Origin of the sequence: Bacillus sp. RHFS10, from assembly GCF_016757475.1 — a bacterium.
Lineage (GTDB): Bacteria > Bacillota > Bacilli > Bacillales > Bacillaceae > Bacillus > Bacillus subtilis_G.
This window is the reverse complement of record NZ_JAESPO010000001.1, coordinates 1286801-1309305: the sequence shown is the minus strand read 5'-3', so window position 1 is coordinate 1309305 and position 22505 is coordinate 1286801. Positions and strand designations below refer to the sequence as shown.

Here is a 22505-nt window from a genome sequence, read left to right as displayed (position 1 = left end):
AAACATGAAGCATTTAACGACGATGAGTGAACTCAGCACTGAGGAAATCAAAGATTTGCTTCAAACAGCACGCGACCTCAAAAGCGGAAACACAGACAATGGGCTTGCGGGGAAATTTGCAGCGAACCTGTTTTTTGAACCGAGCACGAGGACGCGGTTCAGCTTTGAAGTCGCGGAAAAAAAGCTGGGCATGAATGTCCTGAATCTTGATGGAACAAGCACAAGCGTGCAAAAAGGCGAAACCCTGTATGACACCATACGGACGCTCGAATCAATCGGTGTAGACGTGTGCGTCATCAGGCACAGTGAGGATGAGTACTATAAAGAGCTTGTCAGCCAGGTGAATATCCCGATTCTGAATGCGGGTGACGGATGCGGCCAGCATCCGACACAATCACTGCTTGATGTCATGACGATTTACGAAGAGTTCAATACGTTCAAAGGGCTTACCGTCTCCATTCACGGCGATATTAAGCACAGCAGAGTGGCAAGATCGAATGCGGAGGTTTTGACAAGACTGGGTGCCCGCGTCCTATTTTCCGGTCCTTCGGAATGGCAGGATGAAGAAAACACATTCGGTACGTTTGCTTCAATGGATGAAGCAGTTGAGTCTTCCGATGTTGTGATGCTGCTCCGCATTCAAAATGAAAGACATCAGTCCGCTGTCAGCCAGAAAGGTTATTTAAACCAATACGGCTTGACCATAGAACGGGCTGAGCGTATGAAGCAGCATGCGATCATTATGCATCCCGCTCCGGTAAACAGGGGAGTGGAGATTGATGACAGCTTAGTAGAAAGTAATAAATCAAGAATATTCAAGCAAATGCAAAATGGTGTATTTATCAGAATGGCAGTGATACAGCGTGCCTTACAAACCAATGTGAAAAGAGGAGAAGCAGCGTATGTCATATCTCATTAAAAACGGCTGGATACTTAACGAAAATGGTGAAAAAACAGAAGCGGATATTCGAGTGACAGGAGAAACCATCACCGAAATCGGAAAGCTTGATGCAGCGGATAAAGAAACGGTAATTGATGCAAAAGGATTGCTCGTTTCACCTGGGTTTGTTGATCTCCACGTACACTTCAGAGAGCCAGGCGGTGAGAAGAAAGAAACCATTGAAACCGGAGCAAAAGCAGCGGCGCGCGGCGGTTATACAACAGTGGCAACAATGCCGAATACGCGGCCGGTTCCTGATACGAAGGAGCAGATGGAATGGGTGCAAAACAGAATTAAAGAAACCTCATGCGTCAGAGTTCTTCCATATGCGTCCATTACGATCAGACAAATCGGTGATGAGATGACAAACTTTGAAGCTTTAAAAGAAGCCGGAGCATTTGCTTTTACAGATGACGGCGTCGGTATACAGACAGCAGGAATGATGTATGAAGCGATGAAGCGGGCAGCCGCAATTGACAAAGCGATTGTTGCACATTGTGAAGACAACTCCTTAATTTACGGAGGAAGTGTGCATGAGGGGACATTCTCAAAAGCAAACGGGCTCAACGGCATTCCTTCTGTGTGTGAATCGGTTCATATTGCCCGCGATGTATTGCTGGCTGAGGCGGCAGGCTGCCATTACCATGTATGCCATATCAGCACAAAAGAGTCTGTCAGGGTCGTACGTGATGCGAAAAAAGCAGGAATCAGAGTGACGGCAGAAGTGTCACCACACCATTTGCTGCTTTGTGATGAGGACATTCCGGGGCTGGACACAAATTATAAAATGAATCCTCCGCTTCGCAGCGCAGAAGACAGAGCTGCTTTAATCGAAGGTCTTTTAGACGGAACGATTGATTTTATCGCAACAGACCATGCGCCGCATACAGAAGAAGAGAAAAATACAGAAATGAAGCTTGCGCCATTCGGAATTGTCGGCTTAGAAACAGCGTTCCCGCTTCTATACACACACTTTGTCAAAAATGGCAGCTGGTCGCTGAAACAGCTGATTGACTATATGACAATTAAACCATGCGAAGCGTTCGGTCTCCCATATGGAACATTACAAACGGGGCAAGTTGCTGATATTACGTTAATTGATTTGGAAAAAGAAGCAGTGATAGAGAAAGAGACATTTTTGTCAAAAGGAAAAAATACACCATTCAACGGCATCAGCTGCATCGGCTGGCCGGTCGCTACAATTGCGGCGGGGAAGCTTGCTTATGAAGAAGGGAGACTTGTCAAATGAAGAGACGATTAGTACTGGAAAACGGAGCGGTATTCGAGGGAAAAGCCTTCGGAAGCTTAGAAAACAGCATGGGAGAAGTCGTTTTTAACACTGGGATGACAGGCTATCAGGAAATTTTATCTGATCCTTCTTACTGCGGGCAGATCGTAACATTAACGTATCCGCTTATCGGAAATTACGGCATTAACCGTGATGATTTTGAATCCATTACCCCTTTTGTAAAAGGGCTGATCGTCAAAGAATTATGTGAATTGCCTTCCAACTGGCGTTCAGCATACACCTTAGACGAATATTTAAAAATGAAAAACATTCCCGGACTGCAGGGAATTGATACAAGAAAGCTAACAAGAATGATCCGCACGGCAGGCGCGCTAAAAGGAACATTCGCTTCACCTGATGAAGATATCGAAGCAGTGCTGAAAAGGCTTGATGAAACTGAACTGCCGAGAAATCAAGTATCTCAAGTATCAGCCAAAACAGCATATCCGAGCCCGGGAAGAGGCAAACGCATCGTCTTGGTTGACTTCGGCATGAAGCACGGGATTCTAAGAGAGCTGAACAAACGGAAATGTGACGTCATCGTTGTGCCTTACAACATTACAGCGGAAGAAGTGCTTCAGCTGAAACCGGACGGCATCATGCTTTCTAACGGACCTGGAGATCCGAAAGATGTGCCTGAAGCGATTGAGATGATCAAAGGTATTCTTGGTAAAGTGCCATTATTCGGAATATGTCTCGGCCACCAATTATTCGCGCTGGCGTGCGGAGCGAATACTGAAAAAATGAAATTCGGCCACAGGGGTTCAAACCACCCGGTAAAAGAGCTGGCAACCGGAAAAGTCGCCTTAACATCTCAAAACCATGGCTATACAGTGTCATCCATCAGCGAAACGGAACTTGAAGTGACACATATCGCAATTAACGACGATACGATTGAAGGGCTGAAGCATAAAACACAGCCGGCATTTACGGTTCAATATCATCCCGAAGCTTCACCTGGTCCTGAGGATGCCAACCATCTATTTGACAGATTCATCGAAATGATCGACACAACAGAGAAAGAAGGGGAAGCGGTATGCCAAAACGCGTAGACATTAACAAAATTTTAGTAATCGGGTCTGGACCGATCATCATCGGCCAAGCAGCAGAATTTGATTATGCGGGAACGCAAGCCTGCCTTGCTTTGAAAGAAGAAGGCTATGAAGTCATTCTTGTCAACTCAAACCCCGCCACAATCATGACAGATACTGAAATGGCTGACCGGGTTTACATCGAACCGCTCACTCCTGAATTCCTGACTCGAATCATCAGAAAAGAGCGCCCGGATGCCATTCTTCCTACTCTTGGAGGCCAAACCGGTTTGAATCTTGCGGTTGAGCTTTCTGAAAGAGGCGTGCTGGAAGAGTGCGGCGTCGAAGTGCTTGGCACGAAGCTGTCTGCGATTCAGCAGGCTGAAGATCGCGACTTGTTCAGAACATTAATGAACGAACTGAATGAACCGGTGCCTGAAAGTGAGATCATCCACTCCTTAGAAGAAGCAGAAACCTTCGTCAGCCAAATTGGATTCCCTGTCATTGTCCGCCCGGCATATACATTAGGCGGAACAGGCGGAGGCATCTGCTCGAATGAAACCGAGCTGAAAGAAATTGTTGAGAACGGCTTAAAATTAAGTCCGGTTCACCAGTGTCTGCTTGAAAAAAGCATCGCCGGTTATAAAGAAATCGAGTATGAAGTCATGAGAGACAGCCGGGATCACGCCATCGTTGTTTGTAACATGGAGAACATTGATCCAGTCGGAATCCACACTGGAGACAGCATTGTAGTAGCGCCGAGCCAAACGCTCAGCGACCGCGAATATCAGCTCTTGCGGAATGTATCGTTAAAACTGATCCGCGCGCTTGGAATTGAAGGCGGATGTAACGTCCAGCTCGCTTTAGATCCAGACAGCTTCCAATACTACATTATTGAAGTAAACCCGCGTGTCAGCCGTTCATCTGCCCTTGCGTCAAAAGCGACAGGATATCCGATTGCAAAGCTCGCTGCTAAAATTGCAGTCGGCCTTTCATTAGATGAAATGATGAACCCAGTGACAGGAAAAACATATGCAGCATTTGAACCGGCTCTTGACTATGTCGTATCCAAAATTCCGCGCTGGCCGTTTGATAAGTTTGAATCAGCAAACAGAAAGCTCGGCACGCAAATGAAAGCGACAGGAGAGGTCATGGCGATCGGCCGCACGCTTGAAGAGTCATTACTGAAAGCTGTGCGTTCACTGGAAGCGGATGTGTATCACTTGGAATTGAAAGACGCTGCCGACATTTCAGATGAGCTTCTTGAAAAGCGAATTAAAAAGGCCGGTGATGAACGTTTATTCTACTTAGCTGAAGCGTACAGAAGAGGCTACACGGTAGAAGCCCTCCATGACTTTTCCGCTATCGATGTCTTCTTCTTGCATAAGCTTTTGGGAATCGTACAGTTTGAAAAAGAACTGAAGGCAAATGTGGGCGATACGGATGTGCTGAGACGGGCGAAAGAACTCGGATTCTCTGATAAGTACATCAGCCGTGAGTGGAAAATGAAAGAATCGGAGCTTTACAGCTTGAGAAAACAAGCGGCAATTGCGCCCGTATTCAAAATGGTAGATACGTGCGCGGCGGAGTTTGAATCGGAAACGCCATACTTCTACAGCGCATATGAAGAAGAAAATGAGTCAGTCGTTACGGATAAGAAAAGTGTGATCGTGCTTGGTTCCGGTCCGATTCGAATCGGTCAGGGTGTTGAGTTCGACTACGCAACTGTTCACTCTGTGTGGGCGATTAAACAGGCAGGCTATGAAGCCATTATTGTCAATAACAATCCGGAAACCGTTTCAACAGATTTCAGTATCTCAGACAAGCTGTACTTTGAACCGCTTACGATTGAAGATGTGATGCACATCATTGACCTCGAACAGCCAATGGGCGTTGTCGTACAGTTTGGAGGACAAACTGCCATTAACCTTGCTGATGAGCTTTCTGCACGAGGAGTTAAAATCCTTGGGACTTCATTAGAGGATTTAGACCGTGCGGAAGACCGGGATAAATTTGAACAAGCGCTTGGAGCACTTGGTGTTCCGCAGCCGCTTGGCAAAACAGCGACATCAGTAGATCAGGCGGTAAGCATCGCGAGTGATATCGGCTATCCGGTACTGGTGCGCCCGTCCTATGTTCTTGGCGGCCGGGCGATGGAGATTGTGTATCATGAGGAAGAACTGCTTCATTACATGAAAAACGCAGTCAAAATCAATCCGCAGCACCCAGTATTAATTGACAGATATTTAACAGGGAAAGAAATTGAAGTGGATGCAGTATCTGACGGTGAAACAGTTGTAATCCCGGGGATTATGGAGCACATTGAACGGGCGGGCGTTCACTCCGGAGACTCAATCGCTGTTTATCCGCCTCAGTCACTCACAGAAGACATTAAGAAAAAAATTGAACAATATACGATCGCATTAGCCAAAGGGCTGAACATTGTCGGTTTGCTCAACATTCAATTCGTACTGTCACAAGGCGAAGTGTACGTGCTCGAAGTGAATCCGAGATCAAGCAGAACCGTACCGTTCTTAAGCAAAATTACGGGTATCCCAATGGCGAACCTAGCCACAAAAGTCATTCTCGGGCAAAAGCTGGAAGCGTTTGGCTATACAGAGGGCCTTCAGCCTGAACAGCAGGGTGTATTTGTAAAAGCGCCGGTCTTCTCCTTCGCTAAGTTGAGAAGAGTGGACATTACGTTAGGGCCTGAAATGAAATCAACAGGTGAGGTCATGGGGAAAGATTCAACCCTTGAAAAGGCGCTCTATAAAGCCTTGATCGCTTCAGGCATTCAAATCCCTAACTACGGTTCCGTGCTTTTAACAGTGGCTGATAAGGACAAAGAAGAAGGGCTTGCCATCGCTAAGCGGTTCCATGCGATCGGCTACAACATTTTAGCGACGGAAGGAACGGCGGGTTACCTGAAAGAAGCTTCAATTCCTGCGAAGGTGGTCGGGAAAATCGGCCAGGACGGCCCGAACTTGCTTGACGTGATCAGAAACGGAGAAGCGCAGTTTGTCATCAATACGCTGACAAAAGGAAAGCAGCCAGCAAGAGACGGATTTAGAATCAGACGTGAATCAGTAGAAAACGGTGTTGCCTGTTTAACATCTTTAGATACGGCAGAAGCGATATTGCGAGTGCTGGAAAGCATGACATTCCGTGCTGATCAAATGCCGGCAGTCAACACAAATCAGGAGGCGGCAATCACTATATGAAAAAAGCGTATTTGACAGTATGTTCTAACCAGCAAATTGCAGACCGGGTGTATCAAATGGTTTTGAAGGGGGAGCTTGTCCAAGGGTTTACAACCCCGGGACAGTTCCTTCATCTTAAAGTGAGCGAAGCGGTTACGCCTCTATTGAGGAGGCCAATCAGCATCGCAGACGTCAACTTTGAAAAAAATGAAGTCACCATCATTTATCGAGTAGATGGGGAAGGAACAAGACTCTTGTCGCTAAAGCAGCAGGGAGAGCTTGTGGATGTCCTCGGGCCTTTGGGAAATGGCTTTCCTGTCAATGAAGTCAAACCCGGAAAGACGGCTTTGCTGGTGGGAGGCGGTGTTGGTGTGCCCCCTCTTCAAGAGCTGTCGAAACGCTTGAACGAAAAAGGGGTTAAGGTCATACACGTTTTAGGATTCCAATCGGCAAAGGATGTTTTTTACGAAGAAGCGTGCCGGCAGTACGGAGACACGTATGTGGCAACAGCCGACGGAAGCTATGGGGAAACCGGATTTGTCACAGATGTGATAAAACAGAAAAACCTAGAGTTTGACATTCTTCTCAGCTGCGGGCCGACACCAATGCTGAAGGCGTTAAAACAGGAATATGCCCATAAAGAAGTTTACCTGTCGATGGAGGAACGAATGGGCTGCGGAATCGGCGCATGCTTCGCGTGTGTGTGCCATACAAACGAAAGTGAGACATCCTACGTAAAAGTATGTCTCGACGGGCCTGTATTTAAAGCTCAGGAGGTGGCGCTGTAATGCTAGAGGTGAAATTGCCTGGACTAGATTTGAAAAATCCGATCATTCCTGCATCAGGCTGCTTCGGTTTTGGAAAAGAGTTTGCGCGTTTTTATGATTTATCTTGTCTCGGAGCCATCATGATCAAAGCTACGACGAAGGAGCCTCGCTTCGGGAACCCGACGCCTAGAGTAGCTGAGACTGGCGCTGGAATGCTCAATGCGATCGGTCTGCAAAACCCGGGGCTGGAAAGCGTCTTGCAAAATGAGCTGCCGTGGCTTGAGCAGTTTGCAACACCGATCATTGCCAATGTCGCAGGTTCTCAGATCGAGGATTATGTAGAAGTCGCAGAGCATATCAGTAAAGCGCCCAACGTTCATGCACTTGAATTGAACATTTCCTGCCCGAATGTAAAAACAGGCGGAATCGCTTTTGGCACGAACCCTAAAATGGCTGCTGATTTGACGAAAGCGGTTAAAGAGGTTTCAGATGTACCCGTTTATGTGAAGCTTTCCCCGAACGTGGCAAATATCACAGAAATTGCATCAGCGATCGAGGAGGCGGGAGCGGACGGTCTTACGATGATCAACACATTAATCGGGATGAGACTCGATTTAAAATCAGGAAAGCCGATATTAGCGAATAAAACAGGGGGGCTTTCTGGTCCTGCTGTGAAGCCGGTTGCTATTCGCATGGTGTATGAAGTCAGCCAGGCGGTCAACATCCCGATTATCGGAATGGGAGGCGTGCAGACGGCCGAAGATGCACTGGAATTTCTTCTTGCGGGAGCAAGCGCGGTCGCTGTCGGTACAGCAAACTTTGTAAATCCTTTTGCATGCCCAGATATTATAGACCAGCTCCCAGCTGTTTTGCGCCAATACGGCTATCAATCAATTGAAGAATGCATCGGAAGGAGCTGGAACCATGAAAAACAACCTGCCCATCATCGCGCTTGATTTTGCAACAGCTGAAGAAACACTTGCATTCTTAGCGCCTTTTCAGCAAGGACCGTTATTTGTAAAAGTTGGGATGGAGCTTTTTTATCAAGAAGGGCCATCTATCGTCAAACAACTAAAAGAAAGAAATTGCGAGCTGTTTTTAGATTTAAAGCTTCATGACATCCCGACCACTGTAAACAAAGCGATGAAGCGCCTTGCCGGTCTCGGAGTAGACCTCGTCAATGTTCATGCGGCCGGGGGCAAAAAAATGATGCAGGCAGCTCTGGAAGGCTTAGAAGAAGGGACGCCGGCCGGACAAAAACGCCCGTCCCTTATCGCGGTAACCCAGCTGACAAGCACATCTGAACAAATGATGAAAGATGAACTGCTGATCGAAAAGCCTCTGATCGACACGGTCGTCCACTACAGCAAACTGGCGGAAGAAAGCGGGCTGGATGGAGTGGTCTGCTCTGTTCATGAAGCAAAAGCCATTTACGAAGCGGTATCGCCTACATTTTTGACTGTTACTCCGGGGATCAGGCTGTCAGAGGACGCTGCGAATGACCAAATCCGTGTAGCGACACCTGCAATTGCAAGAGAGAAAGGTTCATCAGCGATTGTGGTGGGACGCTCGATTACAAAAGCGAAAGACCCGGTAAAAGCCTATGAAGCTGTCAGACTCGAATGGGAGGGGATCAAATCATGAAACAAGTCATCGCAAAACATCTATTAAACATCCAAGCTGTATTTTTACGCCCGAACGAGCCATTTACATGGGCAAGCGGCATTTTATCGCCCATCTACTGTGACAATCGTCTCACGCTATCATTCCCGGAGGTCAGAAATGATGTCGCTTCAGGCATCAGCAAGCTTGTCGAAGAGCATTTTCCTGAAGCTGAAATGATTGCGGGAACAGCAACAGCCGGTATTCCTCATGCTGCTCTGGCGGCTGACCGTTTGAATCTTCCGATGTGTTATGTGAGAAGCAAGCCGAAAGCGCACGGAAAAGGCAATCAGATTGAGGGAACTGTTCAAAAAGGCCAAAAAACGGTCTTGATCGAAGACTTAATTTCCACAGGAGGCAGTGTGCTTGAAGCTGCGGCGGCTTTACAAGCGGCTGGCTGTGAAGTGCTTGGTGTCGTCTCAATCTTTACGTACGGACTGCCTAAAGCGCAGGAAGCGTTTGCGAAGGCAGAACTGCCATACTACTCTTTAACTGATTATGATACGCTCACACAGGTCGCGCTTGAAAACGGCAATATTCATTCAGACGATTTAGAAAAGCTGAAAACGTGGAAACAAAATCCCGAGTCAAAAGATTGGTTTAAAAAATAACAAATAAATTTTGGTGATGTACAAGGGCTCCAAAGCCTTTCTGTACTTGAAAACAGGCCTTGCAGCCTGTTTTTTTATTAATCCTATAAAAAAAGTCGGGTTGACTTATGTTAGAATTGTGCTAAAATTTACTACAAATCTAAAAACTTATCAAGAGCGGCTGAGGGACTGGACCTATGAAGCCCGGCAACCTGCACAGTTTGTAAGGTGCTACTTCCAGCAAAATGAATTCCATTTTGAAAGATAAGGGCTACATGCTGTTCCTGTCTTTCTTTCCGCCGGATTGAAAGTTTTTTATTTTAAGAGGAAAAAAGGCTGACTGCAATAACCGCAGCCGCGCATTACAATTGGTAAAAGACAACCAGCAGAAAGCTACTGTTGTCTCCGAAAGGAGGAAAGAAGAAATGTTAACGTACGATAATTGGGAAGAACCAACGATTACGTTTCCGGAAGACGATCCTTATAAAGGAGCGCTGTCAGTTTTAAAGTGGGCATACGGCCATTACGGCAATCAGCTTGTTTATGCATGCAGTTTCGGAATTGAAGGAATCGTTCTGATTGACTTAATTTATAAAGTGAAAAAAGACGCAGAGATTGTGTTTCTTGATACAGGGCTTCATTTTAAAGAAACATATGAAACGATTGAACGAGTGAAAGAGCGTTATCCTGGTCTTCATATCATCCTGAAAAAACCAGACCTTACCCTTGAACAGCAAGCCGGTGAATATGGTGACAAACTGTGGGAAAGAGAACCGAATCAATGCTGCTATCTCAGAAAGATCGTTCCTTTAAGAGAGGCGCTTTCGGGACATCCGGCCTGGCTTTCCGGTCTGCGCCGCGATCAAGGGCCAAGCCGTGCCAATACGAATTTCTTAAACAAAGATGAAAAATTCAAATCAGTAAAAGTATGCCCGCTTATCCATTGGACTTGGAAAGATATTTGGAGATACACATCCCGGAATGAGCTGGACTACAATCCGCTTCATGACCAAGGTTATCCAAGTATTGGATGCGCGCCTTGTACGGCTCCTGCTTTTACTGCAGAGGATTTACGCTCAGGCAGATGGAATGGCATGGCGAAAACAGAATGCGGACTGCATGAATAAGGAGCTGCAAAATGGAACTAGCCGCTATTTTATTTAGCTTGTTTTTCGCGATGAATATTGGTGCAAGCGGCGCTGCAGCTTCGATGGGAGTTGCTTACGGCTCTGGAGCCATCAGAAAGAAAACCTACGCTTTGATCCTATGCGCAGTCGGTGTGCTAGCTGGGGCGGTCATTGGCGGGGGGGAGGTTGTAAAAACCATCAGTTCCGGAATTATCCCCGAGCAGACGATTACACTGACGATTGTTTGCATTATTATTGGAGCCGCTGCGCTGTCGCTCTTTACGGCTAATCTGCTCGGCATTCCTTTGTCGACAAGTGAAGTAACAGTCGGTGCTGTTGTCGGCGTGGGAGTCGCTTACAAAGTATTGTTTGTGAACAGCCTTCTGGTCATTGTGTCGTTTTGGGTTTTTGTCCCGCTGTTCGCTTTCGGCTTCACATATTTCGTATTTAAGCTGTTTCGTTATTTTAAGATTGAAATTAAATCTTCTAAAAAGCAAAAATTCCTTGGCATTGCATTGTTAGGTGCCGGATTTTTCGAAGCGTTCTCTGCCGGCATGAACAACGTGGCGAATGCCGTTGGCCCGTTAGTGGCGGCCGGTGTGCTGGATGTCGCGAAAGGAACTTTGTACGGAGGAGCGTTTGTTGCTCTTGGCGCGCTGTTATTAGGCCGGCGTGTGTTAGAAACAAACGGGAAGAAAATTACGAGATTCTCAAAAGGAGAAGGCATTCTCTTATCCGGTACGGGAGCGGGACTGGTGATCATCAGTTCGGTATTTGGGATGCCGGTGCCTTTGGCGCAAGTCACTTCATCGTCTATTATCGGAATAGGCATGGCAAAAAACGGTCCGAATGTGTTCCATAAACAAGTTGTTCAAACGATGCTGAAGGTATGGATTGTATCGCCGTTTTTATCTTTATCGATTTCTTATATGCTTGTATCCTTGTTTTTAAAAGCGGATTATTATTCAATCTTTATTATGGTAAGCGTGCTCTTAGCGACGGTCGGTGCCGTCAGCCTGATGAAGGCCATACGTAAAGAGAGACGCTCTGTCCACGAACAAGGCGGGGGAATCTGATCATTAATCTGAGTTTTTTTATATGTTAACTAGGAGGAAATAGATATTATGAGTTTAGCACCTCACGGAGGAACATTAGTAAACAGAGTAGATGAATCATTTGATGTAAGCAGCATTCAAAAAGAAATTGAACTTGATTTAATTTCTTTTGCCGATTTAGAGTTGATTGGAATCGGCGGCTACAGCCCGATCGAAGGCTTCTTTAATGAAAAGGATTACGTATCTGTTGTGGAAAACATGCGTCTTTCTTCCGGTGTTGTCTGGTCTCTGCCGATCACGCTCCCGGTAGGCGCGCAAAAAGCAGCTGAACTGTCAGTCGGTGAAACGGTAAAGTTAACGTATGAAGGAGACACATACGGCGTTATCCAAATTGAAGACCTGTACGTGCCAGACAAACAAAAAGAAGCGGTCAATGTGTACAAAACCGATGATCAGGAACACCCGGGTGTTAAAAAGCTGTTCAGCCGCGGCGATACATATGTCGGCGGACCGATCACATTGATTAAAAAAGCTTCAAAACAGTTCCCTGAATTTACGTTTGAACCGGCAGAAACAAGACGCCAGTTTGCGGAAAATGGCTGGGAAACAATTGTCGGTTTCCAAACAAGAAATCCTGTTCACAGAGCACATGAATACATTCAAAAAACGGCTCTTGAAACAGTAGACGGTTTGTTCTTAAACCCGCTGGTAGGTGAAACAAAATCTGATGACATCCCAGCTGATGTGCGGATGGAAAGCTACCAAGTGCTTCTTGACAATTATTATCCGAAAGACCGCGTGTTCCTCGGCGTCTTCTTAGCGGCGATGCGTTATGCAGGACCGAGAGAAGCGATTTTCCACGCGCTTGTCAGAAAGAACTACGGCTGCACGCATTTCATCGTCGGCCGCGATCACGCGGGTGTAGGTGACTATTACGGAACATACGAAGCACAGGAGCTGTTTGACACATTTAAACCTGAAGAGCTCGGGATTACACCGCTGAAATTCGAGCACAGCTTCTTCTGTGAAAAATGCGGGAATATGGGAACCGCGAAAACTTGCCCTCACGGCAGAGAGCATCACGTGATTTTATCAGGCACTAAGGTAAGAGGCATGCTGAGAGACGGTGTGCTGCCGCCTGCTGAATTCAGCCGCGCAGAAGTCGTAGAAGTGTTAATCAAAGGGATGAAGAAAAAAGAAGAAGCAGGCGTATTTTAAGGAGGACTGGCAGTGACAAATCGCGATATCGTATGGCATGAAGCCTCTATTACAAAAGAGGAGTACCAGCAAAAAAACAAGCATAAAAGCTCTATTCTCTGGCTGACAGGGTTAAGCGGTTCAGGCAAATCAACCATTGCCAATGCCGCTGCGAGAGAATTGTTTGAGCTGGGCTACCAAGTCATTGTGCTGGACGGGGATAATATCCGTCACGGCTTAAATAAGGATCTTGGTTTTTCAGATGAAGACCGTAAAGAAAACATCCGCCGAATCGGAGAGGTGGCAAAGTTGTTTGTTCAGCAGGGCACCATTGTGATCACTGCTTTTATCTCTCCTTTCCGCGAGGACAGAGAACAGGTTCGCCAGCTTGTAGAAGCAGGCGAATTCAATGAGGTATACATTAAATGCGACCTCGATATTTGTGAACAAAGAGATCCGAAAGGGCTCTACAAAAAAGCAAGAAACGGGGAAATTCCCTTCTTCACAGGAATTGATTCTCCTTATGAAGAGCCGGAAGCACCGGAGCTTGTTCTTGATTCAGGACAGCATGACCGTGAAACGTGTAAAAACCAGCTGATCGAGTTTGTCAAAAAAAATTGAGCTAGTATGATCTGCTGTGTTCTTCTCAGGTGCCGGAATGCAAGCGAGAACAACATTACAGCGAATGTTCTGGAAGAACTCGAATAGATCGGGGGAAATACGATGGGGAAAGTATATATTGTAGGAGCGGGTCCCGGAGACCCTGATCTGCTGACAATTAAAGCGCTGAAAGCCATTGAAAAAGCTGATGTCATCTTATATGACAGATTAGTAAATAAAGAGATTTTACAATATGCCAAAGAGCAAGCAGACCTGATCTACTGCGGGAAGCTTCCAGATTTTCATACGATGAAGCAAGAAACCATCAATCGATTTCTTGTGAAGTATGCGCAAAAAGGAAAAACCGTTGTCAGACTGAAAGGCGGAGACCCTTTTGTGTTCGGCAGAGGGGGAGAAGAAGCGGAATGCCTCTCAGAAAACGGAATTCCGTTTGAAATCATCCCCGGCATTACGTCAGGAATTGCGGCAGCTGCCTATGCCGGGATTCCTGTTACTCATCGTGATGCGGGCTCTAACGTCGCTTTTGTAACGGGTCATTATAAAAAAGAAGAGGATTTTGAGGAAAAGTGGAAAGCGCTGGCTACAGGAATTGATACACTTGTTATCTATATGGGTATCAAAAACATACAGCAGATTGAAAGAAAGCTCCTTGAAAACGGCCGGGACGGATCTACGCCGGCAGCCTTTATTCACTGGGGAACAACGGACAAGCAAAAAACTGTTTTTTGTACAGTTGATACCCTTTCAGAAACGGTGATAAAAGAGGACATTAAAAATCCGAGTTTAATTGTCGTTGGAAATGTTGTAAATTATCACTATAAGCTGGAATGGTTTGAGTCTGAACTGAAAAAACAAGATTTAAGCGAGGCGTTGTAAAAATGAAACAAGCAATTTTATATGTCGGCCACGGCAGCCGGGTGAAAAAGGCGCAGCAAGAAGCCGCGGCCTTTTTGGAAGGATGCAAGGCGCACGTCTCTGCGCCTGTACAGGAAATCAGCTTTTTAGAGCTTCAGGAGCCGACAATTGAGACAGGGTTTGAAGCATGTGTGAAACAAGGCGCCACTCATATCGCAGTGGTGCCTCTGCTTCTTTTAACAGCTGCGCATGCAAAACATGATATTCCGGAAGAAATTGCGCGTGCCGCATCTCGGTATCCTTCGGTCCGCGTTTCATATGGAAGGCCGATCGGAATTGACGAAGAAGTAGTCAAAGCCGTATACCACCGAATGAAAGACATAGGTGTTCCGTATGAAAATGCCAGAGTCGTGCTCATCGGAAGGGGAAGTTCAGATCCCGAAGTCAAAAGAGATGTAACCGGTATTGCCAACCTTCTCCAAAATATGATTCCGGTCAAGGAGGTCATCCCGTGCTTTTTGACAGCATGCGGCCCGAATTACAAAGAGATTTTTTCGAAACTTAAAGAAGATGACGGCATAACAACCTTTATCGTTCCCTATTTGCTTTTTACGGGCATGCTGATGAATGAAATCGAACGAGAGTTTCAGGAATTAAAAGCTGTTAATCCGAATGTTTATCTCTCCTCCTATATCGGTTTCCACCCTCACGTGAAAAACGCATTTTTGAATCGTGTGAGCGAAACCGCTGCAAACCCTAAAGGACAATTTGATTTTGACGGAGGTTCATATGCTCCCGCTGCATATTAGCCTGGAGAAGAAAAAGGTTGTCATTGCAGGAGGCGGCGGCATCGCTCTCAGAAGACTGGAAACGGTGCTCTCAGAGGGAGCTGATATTACGCTTGTCAGTCCGGATGTTGAACCGGAAATCAAGCAGATGGCAGACAATCGCCGCATCAGATGGGTCAGACGTACGATTGAAAAAGAAGATTATCTCGATGCGTTTTTGATTATAGCCGCAACGGATAATGCGGCAGTCAACAAAGAGATTGCTCAAACCGCTTCGCCATTTCAGCTTGTCAATTGTGTCAGTGATGCTGAGCTTGGCGATGTGTACATACCGAAAATCGTAAAAAGAGGGCATGTTACGGTATCTGTTTCTACAAACGGAGCCAGCCCAAAGCACACAAAGGAGCTGGCTGAAAAAGTGGGTGAGCTGATTGACGGCGGTTTTGTCGCTGAAGTTGACAGACTTTATCAGACGAGAAGAAAGAAATAAGCCAGAGCATACAAATGCTCTGGCTTCAGATTGTTGACAAAACCCTAAAACGGTTTTCGTTTTAGGGTTTTGTCGTTTTTTCAGCGTGATTGAAAACCCTTGAAGTCTAGGAAGGACGAGCATCGGAGCGTAGCGAATGTCGGAATTCGTGAGCACCGACGCGCAGGCCTGACAACGAATGCGAGGGTTTGTCGACACGCTGGCCAGAGCATACAAAGCTCTGGCTTTTCTTTATCCATGCGGTTCAGCTTTTTTTCAGCTTGATGACAGTATCAGCATCAGGTGTAACAAAGACGGTATGCTGGCTATCATAGGTGACGAAGCCGGGCTTCGCGCCGTTCGGTTTTTTAACATGCCTGATTTTTGTATAGTCTACAGGCACTGAACTTGAATCTTTAGCTTTTGAAAAATAAGCAGCAATCGTCGCGGCTTCCATGATTGTTTGCTCATCCGGCTCGCTGCTTCTGATCACAACGTGGGAGCCTGGAATATCCTTCGTGTGAAGCCAAATATCGTCTCTGGCTGCGACTCTTGTCGTTAAATACTCATTTTGGCGGTTGTTTTTACCAACTAAAATTGTCAGGCCCGAAGAGGATTCATATGTTTCCAAAACCGGGTTGTGCGGTTTTTGTTTTTTCTGTCCTTTTTGCTGCTTAGGGCGTAAATATTTGCCTTCTACAAGCTCCTCCCTGATTTCGCTAATATCTCGAGGAGAAGCGGATGAAAGCTGCTGAATCAGCTGATCAAAGTATTCAATCTCTTCCTGTGCCAGCCTGATTTGCTCCTCGACAACTGCGACCGAATTTTTTGCTTTCTGATACTTCGTGAAGTAGGCCTGTGCGTTTTCAGAAGGCGATTTGTTAGGATTTAAAGGAATCGTGATTGTCGGGCTTTTTTCATCGTAATAATTAATGACCTCAGCCTGTTTATCACCTTTTTTCAGCCTATATAAATGAGCAGTTAAAAGCTCCCCGTATAGCTGAAATTCCTTCGCGTTTTCCGAATACTCCAGTGTTTTTTCTAATTTTTTGATTTTGTTGGCATTTTTCTTCCGTTCATTGACTACAAACCGTTCAAGGTCCTGTGCCTGCTGTTTAACGCGGTCTCGTTCAGCTTTTCCGAAATAAAAACGGTCGAGCAGCTCGCTTAATGAATCAAACCGGCGCGCTTCACCTTTTAAATGAGTCAGCTCCAGCAGATAAAAATATTCCTTTCCATTTACAGTCGTAATGTTTGGAATGAATCGGTGTTCTTTTACTTTCGCAAACAGCTCCAGCAGCGCTTTTGGCAGTGTGACTTTGTTGGCCAGAGCCGCTCTGTGGACCGTTTCTTTGGCAAAGAGCGGAGACACACCTGAAAAGTGGTCGACAATTTGTTTATCAAGCCGACCTTCTTGAAAACTGAGATGACGCAAAATGTGATCTTCTGTCGCCTCGAACGGCGAGATTTTGTCCTGTGCCGGCGGAAGCTTATAATCGTGGCCGGGCAGTACTGTACGGTAGCTGTTCATTGACGGAGATAAATGCTTAAGTCCGTCGATGATCAGATTTTCAGTTCCATCTGTCAAAATGATATTGCTGTGGCGTCCCATAATTTCCACATAAAGCTTCCGAACTGTTTCATCGCCTATTTCGTTCCGGCTTTTAATATGAAAAATCATAATGCGGTCTAAGCCCGCTTGTTCAATTTTCTCGATAAATCCGCCTTCGATATGCTTTCTCAGCAGCATGCAAAACATTGGTGGTTCGCTTGGGTTTTCATAAGCTTGCGTCGTGATGTGCACCCGTGAATAGCTCGGGTGTGCCGATAATAATAGTTTTTGGTTTTTTCCATTCGCGCGAATGTGAAAAATCACATCATGCTTATATGGCTGATGGACTTTCGTAATTCGCCCGCCCATGATTTTCTCGTTAAGTTCGTGTGTCATTCCGTATGTAAACATGCCATCAAACGACATATGCAATACACCCTCTCATTCTTCCTGCATTCGATAATTATAGCATGAAATGGGACGAGTCAGAATAAGCATGCTTATAGAGTGATATCTCTATAAGAGCAGGGGAGTGGACGAGCGGAATGAAGTTTCATGAAATGGGGCAAACAGATTTACTAGAGGCAACCAATACGTCCATGAAACAAGGATTAACAGAAAAAGAGGTGAAAAAACGCCTCGACAAGCATGGGCCAAACGAGCTAGCAGAAGGGAAAAAAACATCAGCGCTTCTCTTGTTTTTCGCGCAGTTCAAAGATTTTATGGTGCTTGTGCTTCTGGCGGCAACGTTAATCTCAGGATTTCTTGGTGAATACGTAGACGCGGTTGCGATTATTGCGATTGTGTTTGTGAATGGCATACTCGGTTTCTTTCAAGAAAGGCGTGCTGAGCAATCTCTTCAGGCTTTAAAAGAGCTTTCAACACCACATGTCATGGCGCTCAGGGGAGGAAGCTGGATAAAGATTCCTTCTAAAGAACTTGTGCCGGGGGATATTGTGAAATTTACAAGTGGTGACAGAATTGGCGCGGACGTTCGAATTGTTGAAGCGAAAAGCCTTGAAATAGAAGAATCAGCGCTGACCGGGGAATCAATCCCGGTTGTGAAGCATGCCGACAAATTAAAAAAACCGGATGTTTCGCTCGGTGATATTACGAATATGGCATTTATGGGAACGATTGTGACCCGCGGCAGCGGTATCGGGGTCGTCGTCGGAACAGGAATGAATACGGCAATGGGGAAAATTGCCGATATGCTTGAATCGGCGGGGACACTGTCAACACCGCTGCAAAGACGACTGGAGCAGCTCGGGAAGATTTTAATTGTTGTTGCGTTGCTGCTGACGGTACTTGTCGTTGCTGTCGGTGTCATTCAGGGCCATGATCTGTACAGTATGTTTTTAGCGGGTGTGTCGCTGGCTGTAGCTGCTATTCCGGAGGGGCTCCCGGCGATTGTGACAGTGGCGCTGTCACTTGGCGTACAGCGGATGATTAAGCAAAAATCAATCGTAAGAAAGCTCCCTGCGGTTGAAACGCTTGGATGTGCATCTATCATTTGTTCAGATAAAACAGGGACAATGACGCAAAACAAAATGACGGTGACACATGTCTGGTCCGGAGGAAAAACATGGAGAGTAACAGGGGCCGGCTATGAACCGAATGGAAGCTTCACACTGAACGAAAAAGAGATCAGTGTCAATGAGCATATGCCGCTTCAGCAGATGCTGCTGTTCGGAGCGCTTTGTAACAACTCCAATATTGAGAAAAGAGACGGCGTATATGTGCTTGACGGAGATCCGACAGAGGGGGCGCTGCTTACCGCGGCGAGAAAAGGCGGTTTTTCTAAGGAGTTTGTTGAATCTCATTATCGGGTGATTGATGAGTTTCCGTTTGATTCTGTACGCAAAATGATGACTGTCATTGTAGAGGATCAGGACAGAAAACGGTATATCATTACAAAAGGTGCACCGGATGTGCTGATGCAGCGTTCTTCCCGTATTTATTATGACGGCTCAGCGGCTCTTTTCTCTAATGAGAGAAAAGCAGAAACAGAGTCGGTATTAAGACATTTGGCATCCCAGGCGCTCAGAACGATAGCAGTTGCCTACAAGCCGATTAAAGCAGGTGAAACACCGTCTATGGAGCAGGCGGAAAAAGATTTGACGATGCTCGGCCTTTCAGGCATTATTGATCCGCCGCGGCCGGAAGTCAGACAGGCGATTAAAGAATGCCGTGAAGCGGGAATCAAGACTGTCATGATTACAGGCGATCATCTGGAGACCGCTAAAGCGATAGCGAAAGACTTGCGCCTCCTTCCGAAAAGCGGCAAAATCATGGACGGCCAGATGCTGAATGAACTTTCTCAAGAAGAGCTTTCTCATGTGGTGGAGGATGTGTATGTATTTGCACGCGTTTCTCCTGAACATAAACTGAAAATCGTGAAAGCTTACCAGGAAAACGGGCATATTGTGGCGATGACGGGAGACGGCGTCAATGACGCCCCTGCCATTAAACAAGCTGACATCGGAGTCGCTATGGGCATTACCGGGACAGATGTGGCCAAAGAAGCGTCATCCCTCGTTCTCGCGGATGATAATTTTGCGACGATCAAGTCAGCGATAAAAGAGGGCAGAAACATCTATGAGAATATCAGAAAGTTCATCAGATACCTGTTGGCTTCTAACGTCGGAGAAATCCTTGTCATGCTGTTTGCGATGCTGCTTGCCCTTCCTTTGCCGCTCGTGCCGATTCAGATTTTGTGGGTCAACTTGGTGACGGACGGATTGCCGGCAATGGCGCTCGGCATGGATCAGCCGGAAGGAGACGTGATGAAGCGGAAGCCTCGTCATCCGAAAGAAGGGGTATTTGCCCGCAAGCTTGGATGGAAGGTCGTCTCCAGAGGATTTTTAATCGGAGCTGCCACTATTTTAGCGTTTATCATTGTATATCACCGGAATCCGGAGAATTTGGCTTACGCCCAGACGATTGCGTTTGCAACATTGGTGCTGGCTCAGCTGATTCACGTTTTTGACTGTCGCAGCGAGACCTCTGTTTTTTCCAGAAATCCGTTTGAAAACCTGTACTTAATAGGCGCAGTATTGTCATCTATGTTGCTGATGCTTGTCGTCATCTACTATCCGCCGCTTCAGCCGATTTTTCATACGGTAGCCATCACACCGGGAGACTGGATGCTCGTCATCGGCATGTCCGCCATTCCTACTTTTTTGCTAGCTGGGTCACTTTTGACAAGAAAAAAATAAATTCATATGATATAATCTTAGGGGTAATAGCATGTCTATTGCCCTTTTATTATAGAACAGGGAAGAATTGGGTGTTTTAAAATGATACGAAGTATGACAGGCTTCGGCAGTGCAAGCAAAACACAAGATGATCTCTCTGTAAGCGTTGAACTTAAATCTGTGAACTATAGATTTAAAGAAGTGAACGCTCGTTTGCCAAGGCCTTTGCTATATTTTGAAGATAAACTGAAACAGACCATTCTGCAGCATATCCAGCGCGGAAGAATTGAACTTTTTGTGTCCATTGACAGCGATATGCTTGTTGAGAAAAGGCTTGAAATTGATTGGCCGCTGCTCGATGAATATGTCGCAGCCGCGGGAGATATGAAGAAGCGGTATCAATTGGCTGCAGAGCCTGAAGTAATGGATTTCTTTAAGCTTGACCATGTCGTCCAGATTCATGAAGAACAGATGCAAAATGACAAGCTGGAGGCGTTAATCACCGCTGCTGCAGAGGAAGCGGTAAAAGGGCTCTGTGAAATGCGTGAAAAAGAGGGATTGCTTTTAGCAAAAGACTGCCTGATGCATATTGATCAGCTTGAAGAGCTGGTGAATGAAACTGAATTGCTGGCAGCCGATGTCGTATCTCGCTACCGGGAACGGCTGTACGCCAGAATAAAAGAATGGACTGAAGACGTGTTAGACGAGAGCCGGCTTGTAACAGAATGCGCTATTTTTGCAGACCGCTCTGATATCTCTGAAGAGATTACCAGGCTGAAGAGCCACTTCGCCCAATTTCGTGATATATTAGCTGGTGGAGGAGCTGTCGGGCGCAAACTCGATTTTCTCGTTCAGGAGCTGAACCGGGAAGCAAATACAATCGGCTCAAAAGCAAATGATCATCAGATCACAAAGCTTGTCGTCGAAATGAAAAGTTCTATTGAAAAAATAAAAGAACAAGTGCAAAATATAGAATAGTGACTGTGCGTATTGTTTACAGACGGTCTTACTAGGCTAAACTAGAGACGTCTACTTTACAGGGGGAACGTAGAAGATGACGATTAAACTGATTAATATCGGATTTGGCAATATTATCTCCGCCAATCGGATGATTTCGATTGTCAGCCCGGAGTCTGCGCCAATCAAACGGATGATCCAGGATGCAAGAGACCGCGGAATGCTAATTGACGCTACATACGGGCGAAGAACCCGTGCAGTTGTCGTCATGGATAGTGATCACATTATCTTATCTGCCGTCCAGCCTGAGACAGTTGCACACAGACTTTCTGTTAAAGAAGAAATTATGGATGAAGGGCAGGGATAGTTGCCGCATGAAAGAAAGAGGGTTATTAATCGTTCTCTCAGGTCCCTCAGGAGTTGGTAAAGGAACGGTTCGGCAAGCGATCTTTTCGCAGGAAGACACAAAATTTGAATATTCGATCTCGGTAACCACAAGAAGTCCGCGAGAGGGCGAAGTGAACGGAGTCGATTATTTTTTCAAAACGAGAGAAGAATTCGAACAAATGATTGCAGACAACAAGCTGCTTGAATGGGCGGAGTATGTCGGCAATTATTACGGCACTCCTGTCGATTATGTTGAACAGACGCTTCAAGATGGAAAAGATGTCTTTTTAGAAATCGAAGTTCAAGGCGCTCTTCAAGTGAGAAATGCTTTCCCGGAAGGCCTGTTTATTTTCCTTGCGCCTCCAAGCCTTTCTGAACTGAAGAACAGAATCGTGACACGGGGAACGGAAACAGACGCTCTGATTGAAAATCGAATGAAAGCCGCAAAAGCTGAGATCGAAATGATGGATGCTTATGATTATGTCGTTGAAAACGATAATGTCGAAAAGGCTTGCGACAAAATCAAAGCAATCGTTCTCGCTGAACATTTGAAGCGGGAGCGCGTTGCACCGAGATATAAGAAAATGCTGGAGGTTGAATAACAGATGTTAGATCCGTCGATTGACTCATTAATGAATAAATTAGATTCCAAATACACGCTCGTGACTGTTTCTGCGAGACGTGCGCGTGAAATGCAAATCAAAAAAGATCAATTGATTGAACATACGATTTCACACAAATATGTAGGCAAAGCTTTAGAAGAAATTGATGCAGGCCTGCTTTCGTTTGAAAAGGAAGACCGCGAATAGTAGCACAAGTAGC

21 protein-coding genes and 1 riboswitch are annotated in these 22505 nt (G+C 46.0%); of the genes, 20 read left to right on the top strand and 1 reads right to left on the bottom strand.

The features are described 5' to 3' along the window. Nucleotides 1–4: 4 nt before the first annotated feature. From JMN17_RS06240 to sirC, 15 genes are all read left to right on the top strand, one after another. Nucleotides 5–919: an aspartate carbamoyltransferase catalytic subunit gene (locus JMN17_RS06240; protein ID WP_087992120.1), complete on the top strand. Its 915-nt coding sequence runs from the start codon at nucleotides 5–7 to the stop codon at nucleotides 917–919. Then, the gene (locus JMN17_RS06235) at nucleotides 903–2189 is read left to right on the top strand and encodes a dihydroorotase (RefSeq protein ID WP_202327697.1); all 1287 of its coding nucleotides are present in this window, start codon (nucleotides 903–905) and stop codon (nucleotides 2187–2189) included. Before JMN17_RS06240 ends, JMN17_RS06235 begins: the two co-directional genes overlap by 17 nt. Next, nucleotides 2186–3280, top strand: coding sequence for a carbamoyl phosphate synthase small subunit (locus JMN17_RS06230; protein WP_087992118.1), 1095 nt, complete (start codon nucleotides 2186–2188; stop codon nucleotides 3278–3280). Before JMN17_RS06235 ends, JMN17_RS06230 begins: the two co-directional genes overlap by 4 nt. After that, complete coding sequence (gene carB, locus JMN17_RS06225) at nucleotides 3265–6480, top strand: carbamoyl-phosphate synthase (glutamine-hydrolyzing) large subunit (RefSeq protein WP_202327696.1); 3216 nt, start codon at nucleotides 3265–3267, stop codon at nucleotides 6478–6480. The genes JMN17_RS06230 and carB overlap by 16 nt, the downstream gene beginning before the upstream one ends. Further along, nucleotides 6477–7247 carry a dihydroorotate oxidase B electron transfer subunit gene (pyrK, locus tag JMN17_RS06220; RefSeq protein WP_087992116.1) on the top strand — a complete coding sequence of 257 codons (771 nt, stop codon included), beginning with the start codon at nucleotides 6477–6479 and terminating at the stop codon, nucleotides 7245–7247. The genes carB and pyrK overlap by 4 nt, the downstream gene beginning before the upstream one ends. Beyond that, a complete protein-coding gene (locus JMN17_RS06215) occupies nucleotides 7247–8182 on the top strand; it encodes a dihydroorotate dehydrogenase (protein WP_087992115.1) in 936 nt (311 codons plus the stop codon). The genes pyrK and JMN17_RS06215 overlap by 1 nt, the downstream gene beginning before the upstream one ends. Then, nucleotides 8151–8870: an orotidine-5'-phosphate decarboxylase gene (gene pyrF, locus JMN17_RS06210; protein WP_202327695.1), complete on the top strand. Its 720-nt coding sequence runs from the start codon at nucleotides 8151–8153 to the stop codon at nucleotides 8868–8870. Before JMN17_RS06215 ends, pyrF begins: the two co-directional genes overlap by 32 nt. Then, the gene (pyrE, locus tag JMN17_RS06205) at nucleotides 8867–9499 is read left to right on the top strand and encodes an orotate phosphoribosyltransferase (RefSeq protein WP_284690394.1); all 633 of its coding nucleotides are present in this window, start codon (nucleotides 8867–8869) and stop codon (nucleotides 9497–9499) included. The genes pyrF and pyrE overlap by 4 nt, the downstream gene beginning before the upstream one ends. Nucleotides 9500–9643: 144 nt before the next feature. Next, a riboswitch (SAM riboswitch) is annotated at nucleotides 9644–9749 on the top strand. Between the two features lie 154 nt (nucleotides 9750–9903). Then, on the top strand, nucleotides 9904–10605 hold the full coding sequence (locus tag JMN17_RS06200; RefSeq protein ID WP_148961866.1) for a phosphoadenylyl-sulfate reductase: 702 nt from the start codon (nucleotides 9904–9906) through the stop codon (nucleotides 10603–10605). An 11-nt stretch (nucleotides 10606–10616) separates the two neighbouring features. Next, complete coding sequence (cysP, locus tag JMN17_RS06195; protein WP_087992111.1) at nucleotides 10617–11681, top strand: sulfate permease; 1065 nt, start codon at nucleotides 10617–10619, stop codon at nucleotides 11679–11681. Nucleotides 11682–11729: 48 nt separating this feature from the next. Further along, a complete protein-coding gene (gene sat / locus JMN17_RS06190) occupies nucleotides 11730–12878 on the top strand; it encodes a sulfate adenylyltransferase (protein WP_087992110.1) in 1149 nt (382 codons plus the stop codon). 12 nt (nucleotides 12879–12890) lie between these two features. Further along, complete coding sequence (cysC, locus tag JMN17_RS06185) at nucleotides 12891–13478, top strand: adenylyl-sulfate kinase (RefSeq protein ID WP_202327694.1); 588 nt, start codon at nucleotides 12891–12893, stop codon at nucleotides 13476–13478. A gap of 102 nt (nucleotides 13479–13580) precedes the next feature. Continuing rightward, nucleotides 13581–14354, top strand: a complete 774-nt coding sequence (gene cobA / locus JMN17_RS06180; protein ID WP_087992108.1) for a uroporphyrinogen-III C-methyltransferase — start codon at nucleotides 13581–13583, stop codon at nucleotides 14352–14354. Nucleotides 14355–14356: 2 nt separating this feature from the next. Then, nucleotides 14357–15142, top strand: a complete 786-nt coding sequence (sirB, locus tag JMN17_RS06175; RefSeq protein ID WP_087992107.1) for a sirohydrochlorin chelatase — start codon at nucleotides 14357–14359, stop codon at nucleotides 15140–15142. Further along, nucleotides 15123–15611, top strand: coding sequence for a precorrin-2 dehydrogenase (sirC, locus tag JMN17_RS06170; RefSeq protein ID WP_202327693.1), 489 nt, complete (start codon nucleotides 15123–15125; stop codon nucleotides 15609–15611). Before sirB ends, sirC begins: the two co-directional genes overlap by 20 nt. A 244-nt stretch (nucleotides 15612–15855) precedes the next feature. Here sirC and rqcH read toward each other — a convergent pair whose 3' ends face one another. Continuing rightward, nucleotides 15856–17568 carry a tRNA modification protein RqcH gene (gene rqcH, locus JMN17_RS06165; protein ID WP_202327692.1) on the bottom strand — a complete coding sequence of 571 codons (1713 nt, stop codon included), beginning with the start codon at nucleotides 17566–17568 and terminating at the stop codon, nucleotides 15856–15858. Between the two features lie 119 nt (nucleotides 17569–17687). On the opposite strand from rqcH, the gene JMN17_RS06160 reads away from it, so the two are divergent. The 5 genes from JMN17_RS06160 to rpoZ all read left to right on the top strand — a co-directional run bounded on the left by JMN17_RS06160 (nucleotide 17688) and on the right by rpoZ (nucleotide 22492). Continuing rightward, nucleotides 17688–20360 (top strand): calcium-translocating P-type ATPase, SERCA-type, encoded by a 2673-nt coding sequence (locus JMN17_RS06160; RefSeq protein WP_202327691.1) that lies wholly within the window; start codon nucleotides 17688–17690, stop codon nucleotides 20358–20360. A gap of 81 nt (nucleotides 20361–20441) precedes the next feature. Beyond that, the gene (locus JMN17_RS06155) at nucleotides 20442–21317 is read left to right on the top strand and encodes a YicC/YloC family endoribonuclease (RefSeq protein WP_202327690.1); all 876 of its coding nucleotides are present in this window, start codon (nucleotides 20442–20444) and stop codon (nucleotides 21315–21317) included. 76 nt (nucleotides 21318–21393) lie between these two features. After that, on the top strand, nucleotides 21394–21663 hold the full coding sequence (gene remA, locus JMN17_RS06150; RefSeq protein WP_003154355.1) for an extracellular matrix/biofilm regulator RemA: 270 nt from the start codon (nucleotides 21394–21396) through the stop codon (nucleotides 21661–21663). Nucleotides 21664–21670: 7 nt separating this feature from the next. Beyond that, nucleotides 21671–22285 (top strand): guanylate kinase, encoded by a 615-nt coding sequence (gene gmk, locus JMN17_RS06145; protein ID WP_010327898.1) that lies wholly within the window; start codon nucleotides 21671–21673, stop codon nucleotides 22283–22285. Between the two features lie 3 nt (nucleotides 22286–22288). Then, entirely contained in the window at nucleotides 22289–22492 is a 204-nt protein-coding gene (gene rpoZ / locus JMN17_RS06140) for a DNA-directed RNA polymerase subunit omega (RefSeq protein WP_087992101.1), read from the top strand. The last annotated feature ends 13 nt before the right edge of the window (nucleotides 22493–22505 follow it).

Excerpts from the sequence above, each read along its gene's own strand:
- JMN17_RS06215 (WP_087992115.1), top strand. The coding sequence starts at position 7,247 with ATGCTAGAGGTGAAATTGCCTGGACTAGATTTGAAAAATCCGATCATT.
- pyrK (WP_087992116.1), top strand. The coding sequence starts at position 6,477 with ATGAAAAAAGCGTATTTGACAGTATGTTCTAACCAGCAAATTGCAGAC.
- JMN17_RS06240 (WP_087992120.1), top strand. The coding sequence starts at position 5 with ATGAAGCATTTAACGACGATGAGTGAACTCAGCACTGAGGAAATCAAA.
- sirC (WP_202327693.1), top strand. The coding sequence starts at position 15,123 with ATGCTCCCGCTGCATATTAGCCTGGAGAAGAAAAAGGTTGTCATTGCA.
- JMN17_RS06155 (WP_202327690.1), top strand. The coding sequence starts at position 20,442 with ATGATACGAAGTATGACAGGCTTCGGCAGTGCAAGCAAAACACAAGAT.
- gmk (WP_010327898.1), top strand. The coding sequence starts at position 21,671 with ATGAAAGAAAGAGGGTTATTAATCGTTCTCTCAGGTCCCTCAGGAGTT.
- remA (WP_003154355.1), top strand. The coding sequence starts at position 21,394 with ATGACGATTAAACTGATTAATATCGGATTTGGCAATATTATCTCCGCC.
- sirB (WP_087992107.1), top strand. The coding sequence starts at position 14,357 with ATGAAACAAGCAATTTTATATGTCGGCCACGGCAGCCGGGTGAAAAAG.
- rpoZ (WP_087992101.1), top strand. The coding sequence starts at position 22,289 with ATGTTAGATCCGTCGATTGACTCATTAATGAATAAATTAGATTCCAAA.
- pyrE (WP_284690394.1), top strand. The coding sequence starts at position 8,867 with ATGAAACAAGTCATCGCAAAACATCTATTAAACATCCAAGCTGTATTT.
- JMN17_RS06160 (WP_202327691.1), top strand. The coding sequence starts at position 17,688 with ATGAAGTTTCATGAAATGGGGCAAACAGATTTACTAGAGGCAACCAAT.
- cysP (WP_087992111.1), top strand. The coding sequence starts at position 10,617 with ATGGAACTAGCCGCTATTTTATTTAGCTTGTTTTTCGCGATGAATATT.
- sat (WP_087992110.1), top strand. The coding sequence starts at position 11,730 with ATGAGTTTAGCACCTCACGGAGGAACATTAGTAAACAGAGTAGATGAA.
- JMN17_RS06200 (WP_148961866.1), top strand. The coding sequence starts at position 9,904 with ATGTTAACGTACGATAATTGGGAAGAACCAACGATTACGTTTCCGGAA.
- JMN17_RS06230 (WP_087992118.1), top strand. The coding sequence starts at position 2,186 with ATGAAGAGACGATTAGTACTGGAAAACGGAGCGGTATTCGAGGGAAAA.
- cobA (WP_087992108.1), top strand. The coding sequence starts at position 13,581 with ATGGGGAAAGTATATATTGTAGGAGCGGGTCCCGGAGACCCTGATCTG.
- pyrF (WP_202327695.1), top strand. The coding sequence starts at position 8,151 with ATGAAAAACAACCTGCCCATCATCGCGCTTGATTTTGCAACAGCTGAA.
- JMN17_RS06235 (WP_202327697.1), top strand. The coding sequence starts at position 903 with ATGTCATATCTCATTAAAAACGGCTGGATACTTAACGAAAATGGTGAA.
- carB (WP_202327696.1), top strand. The coding sequence starts at position 3,265 with ATGCCAAAACGCGTAGACATTAACAAAATTTTAGTAATCGGGTCTGGA.
- rqcH (WP_202327692.1), bottom strand. The coding sequence starts at position 17,568 with ATGTCGTTTGATGGCATGTTTACATACGGAATGACACACGAACTTAAC.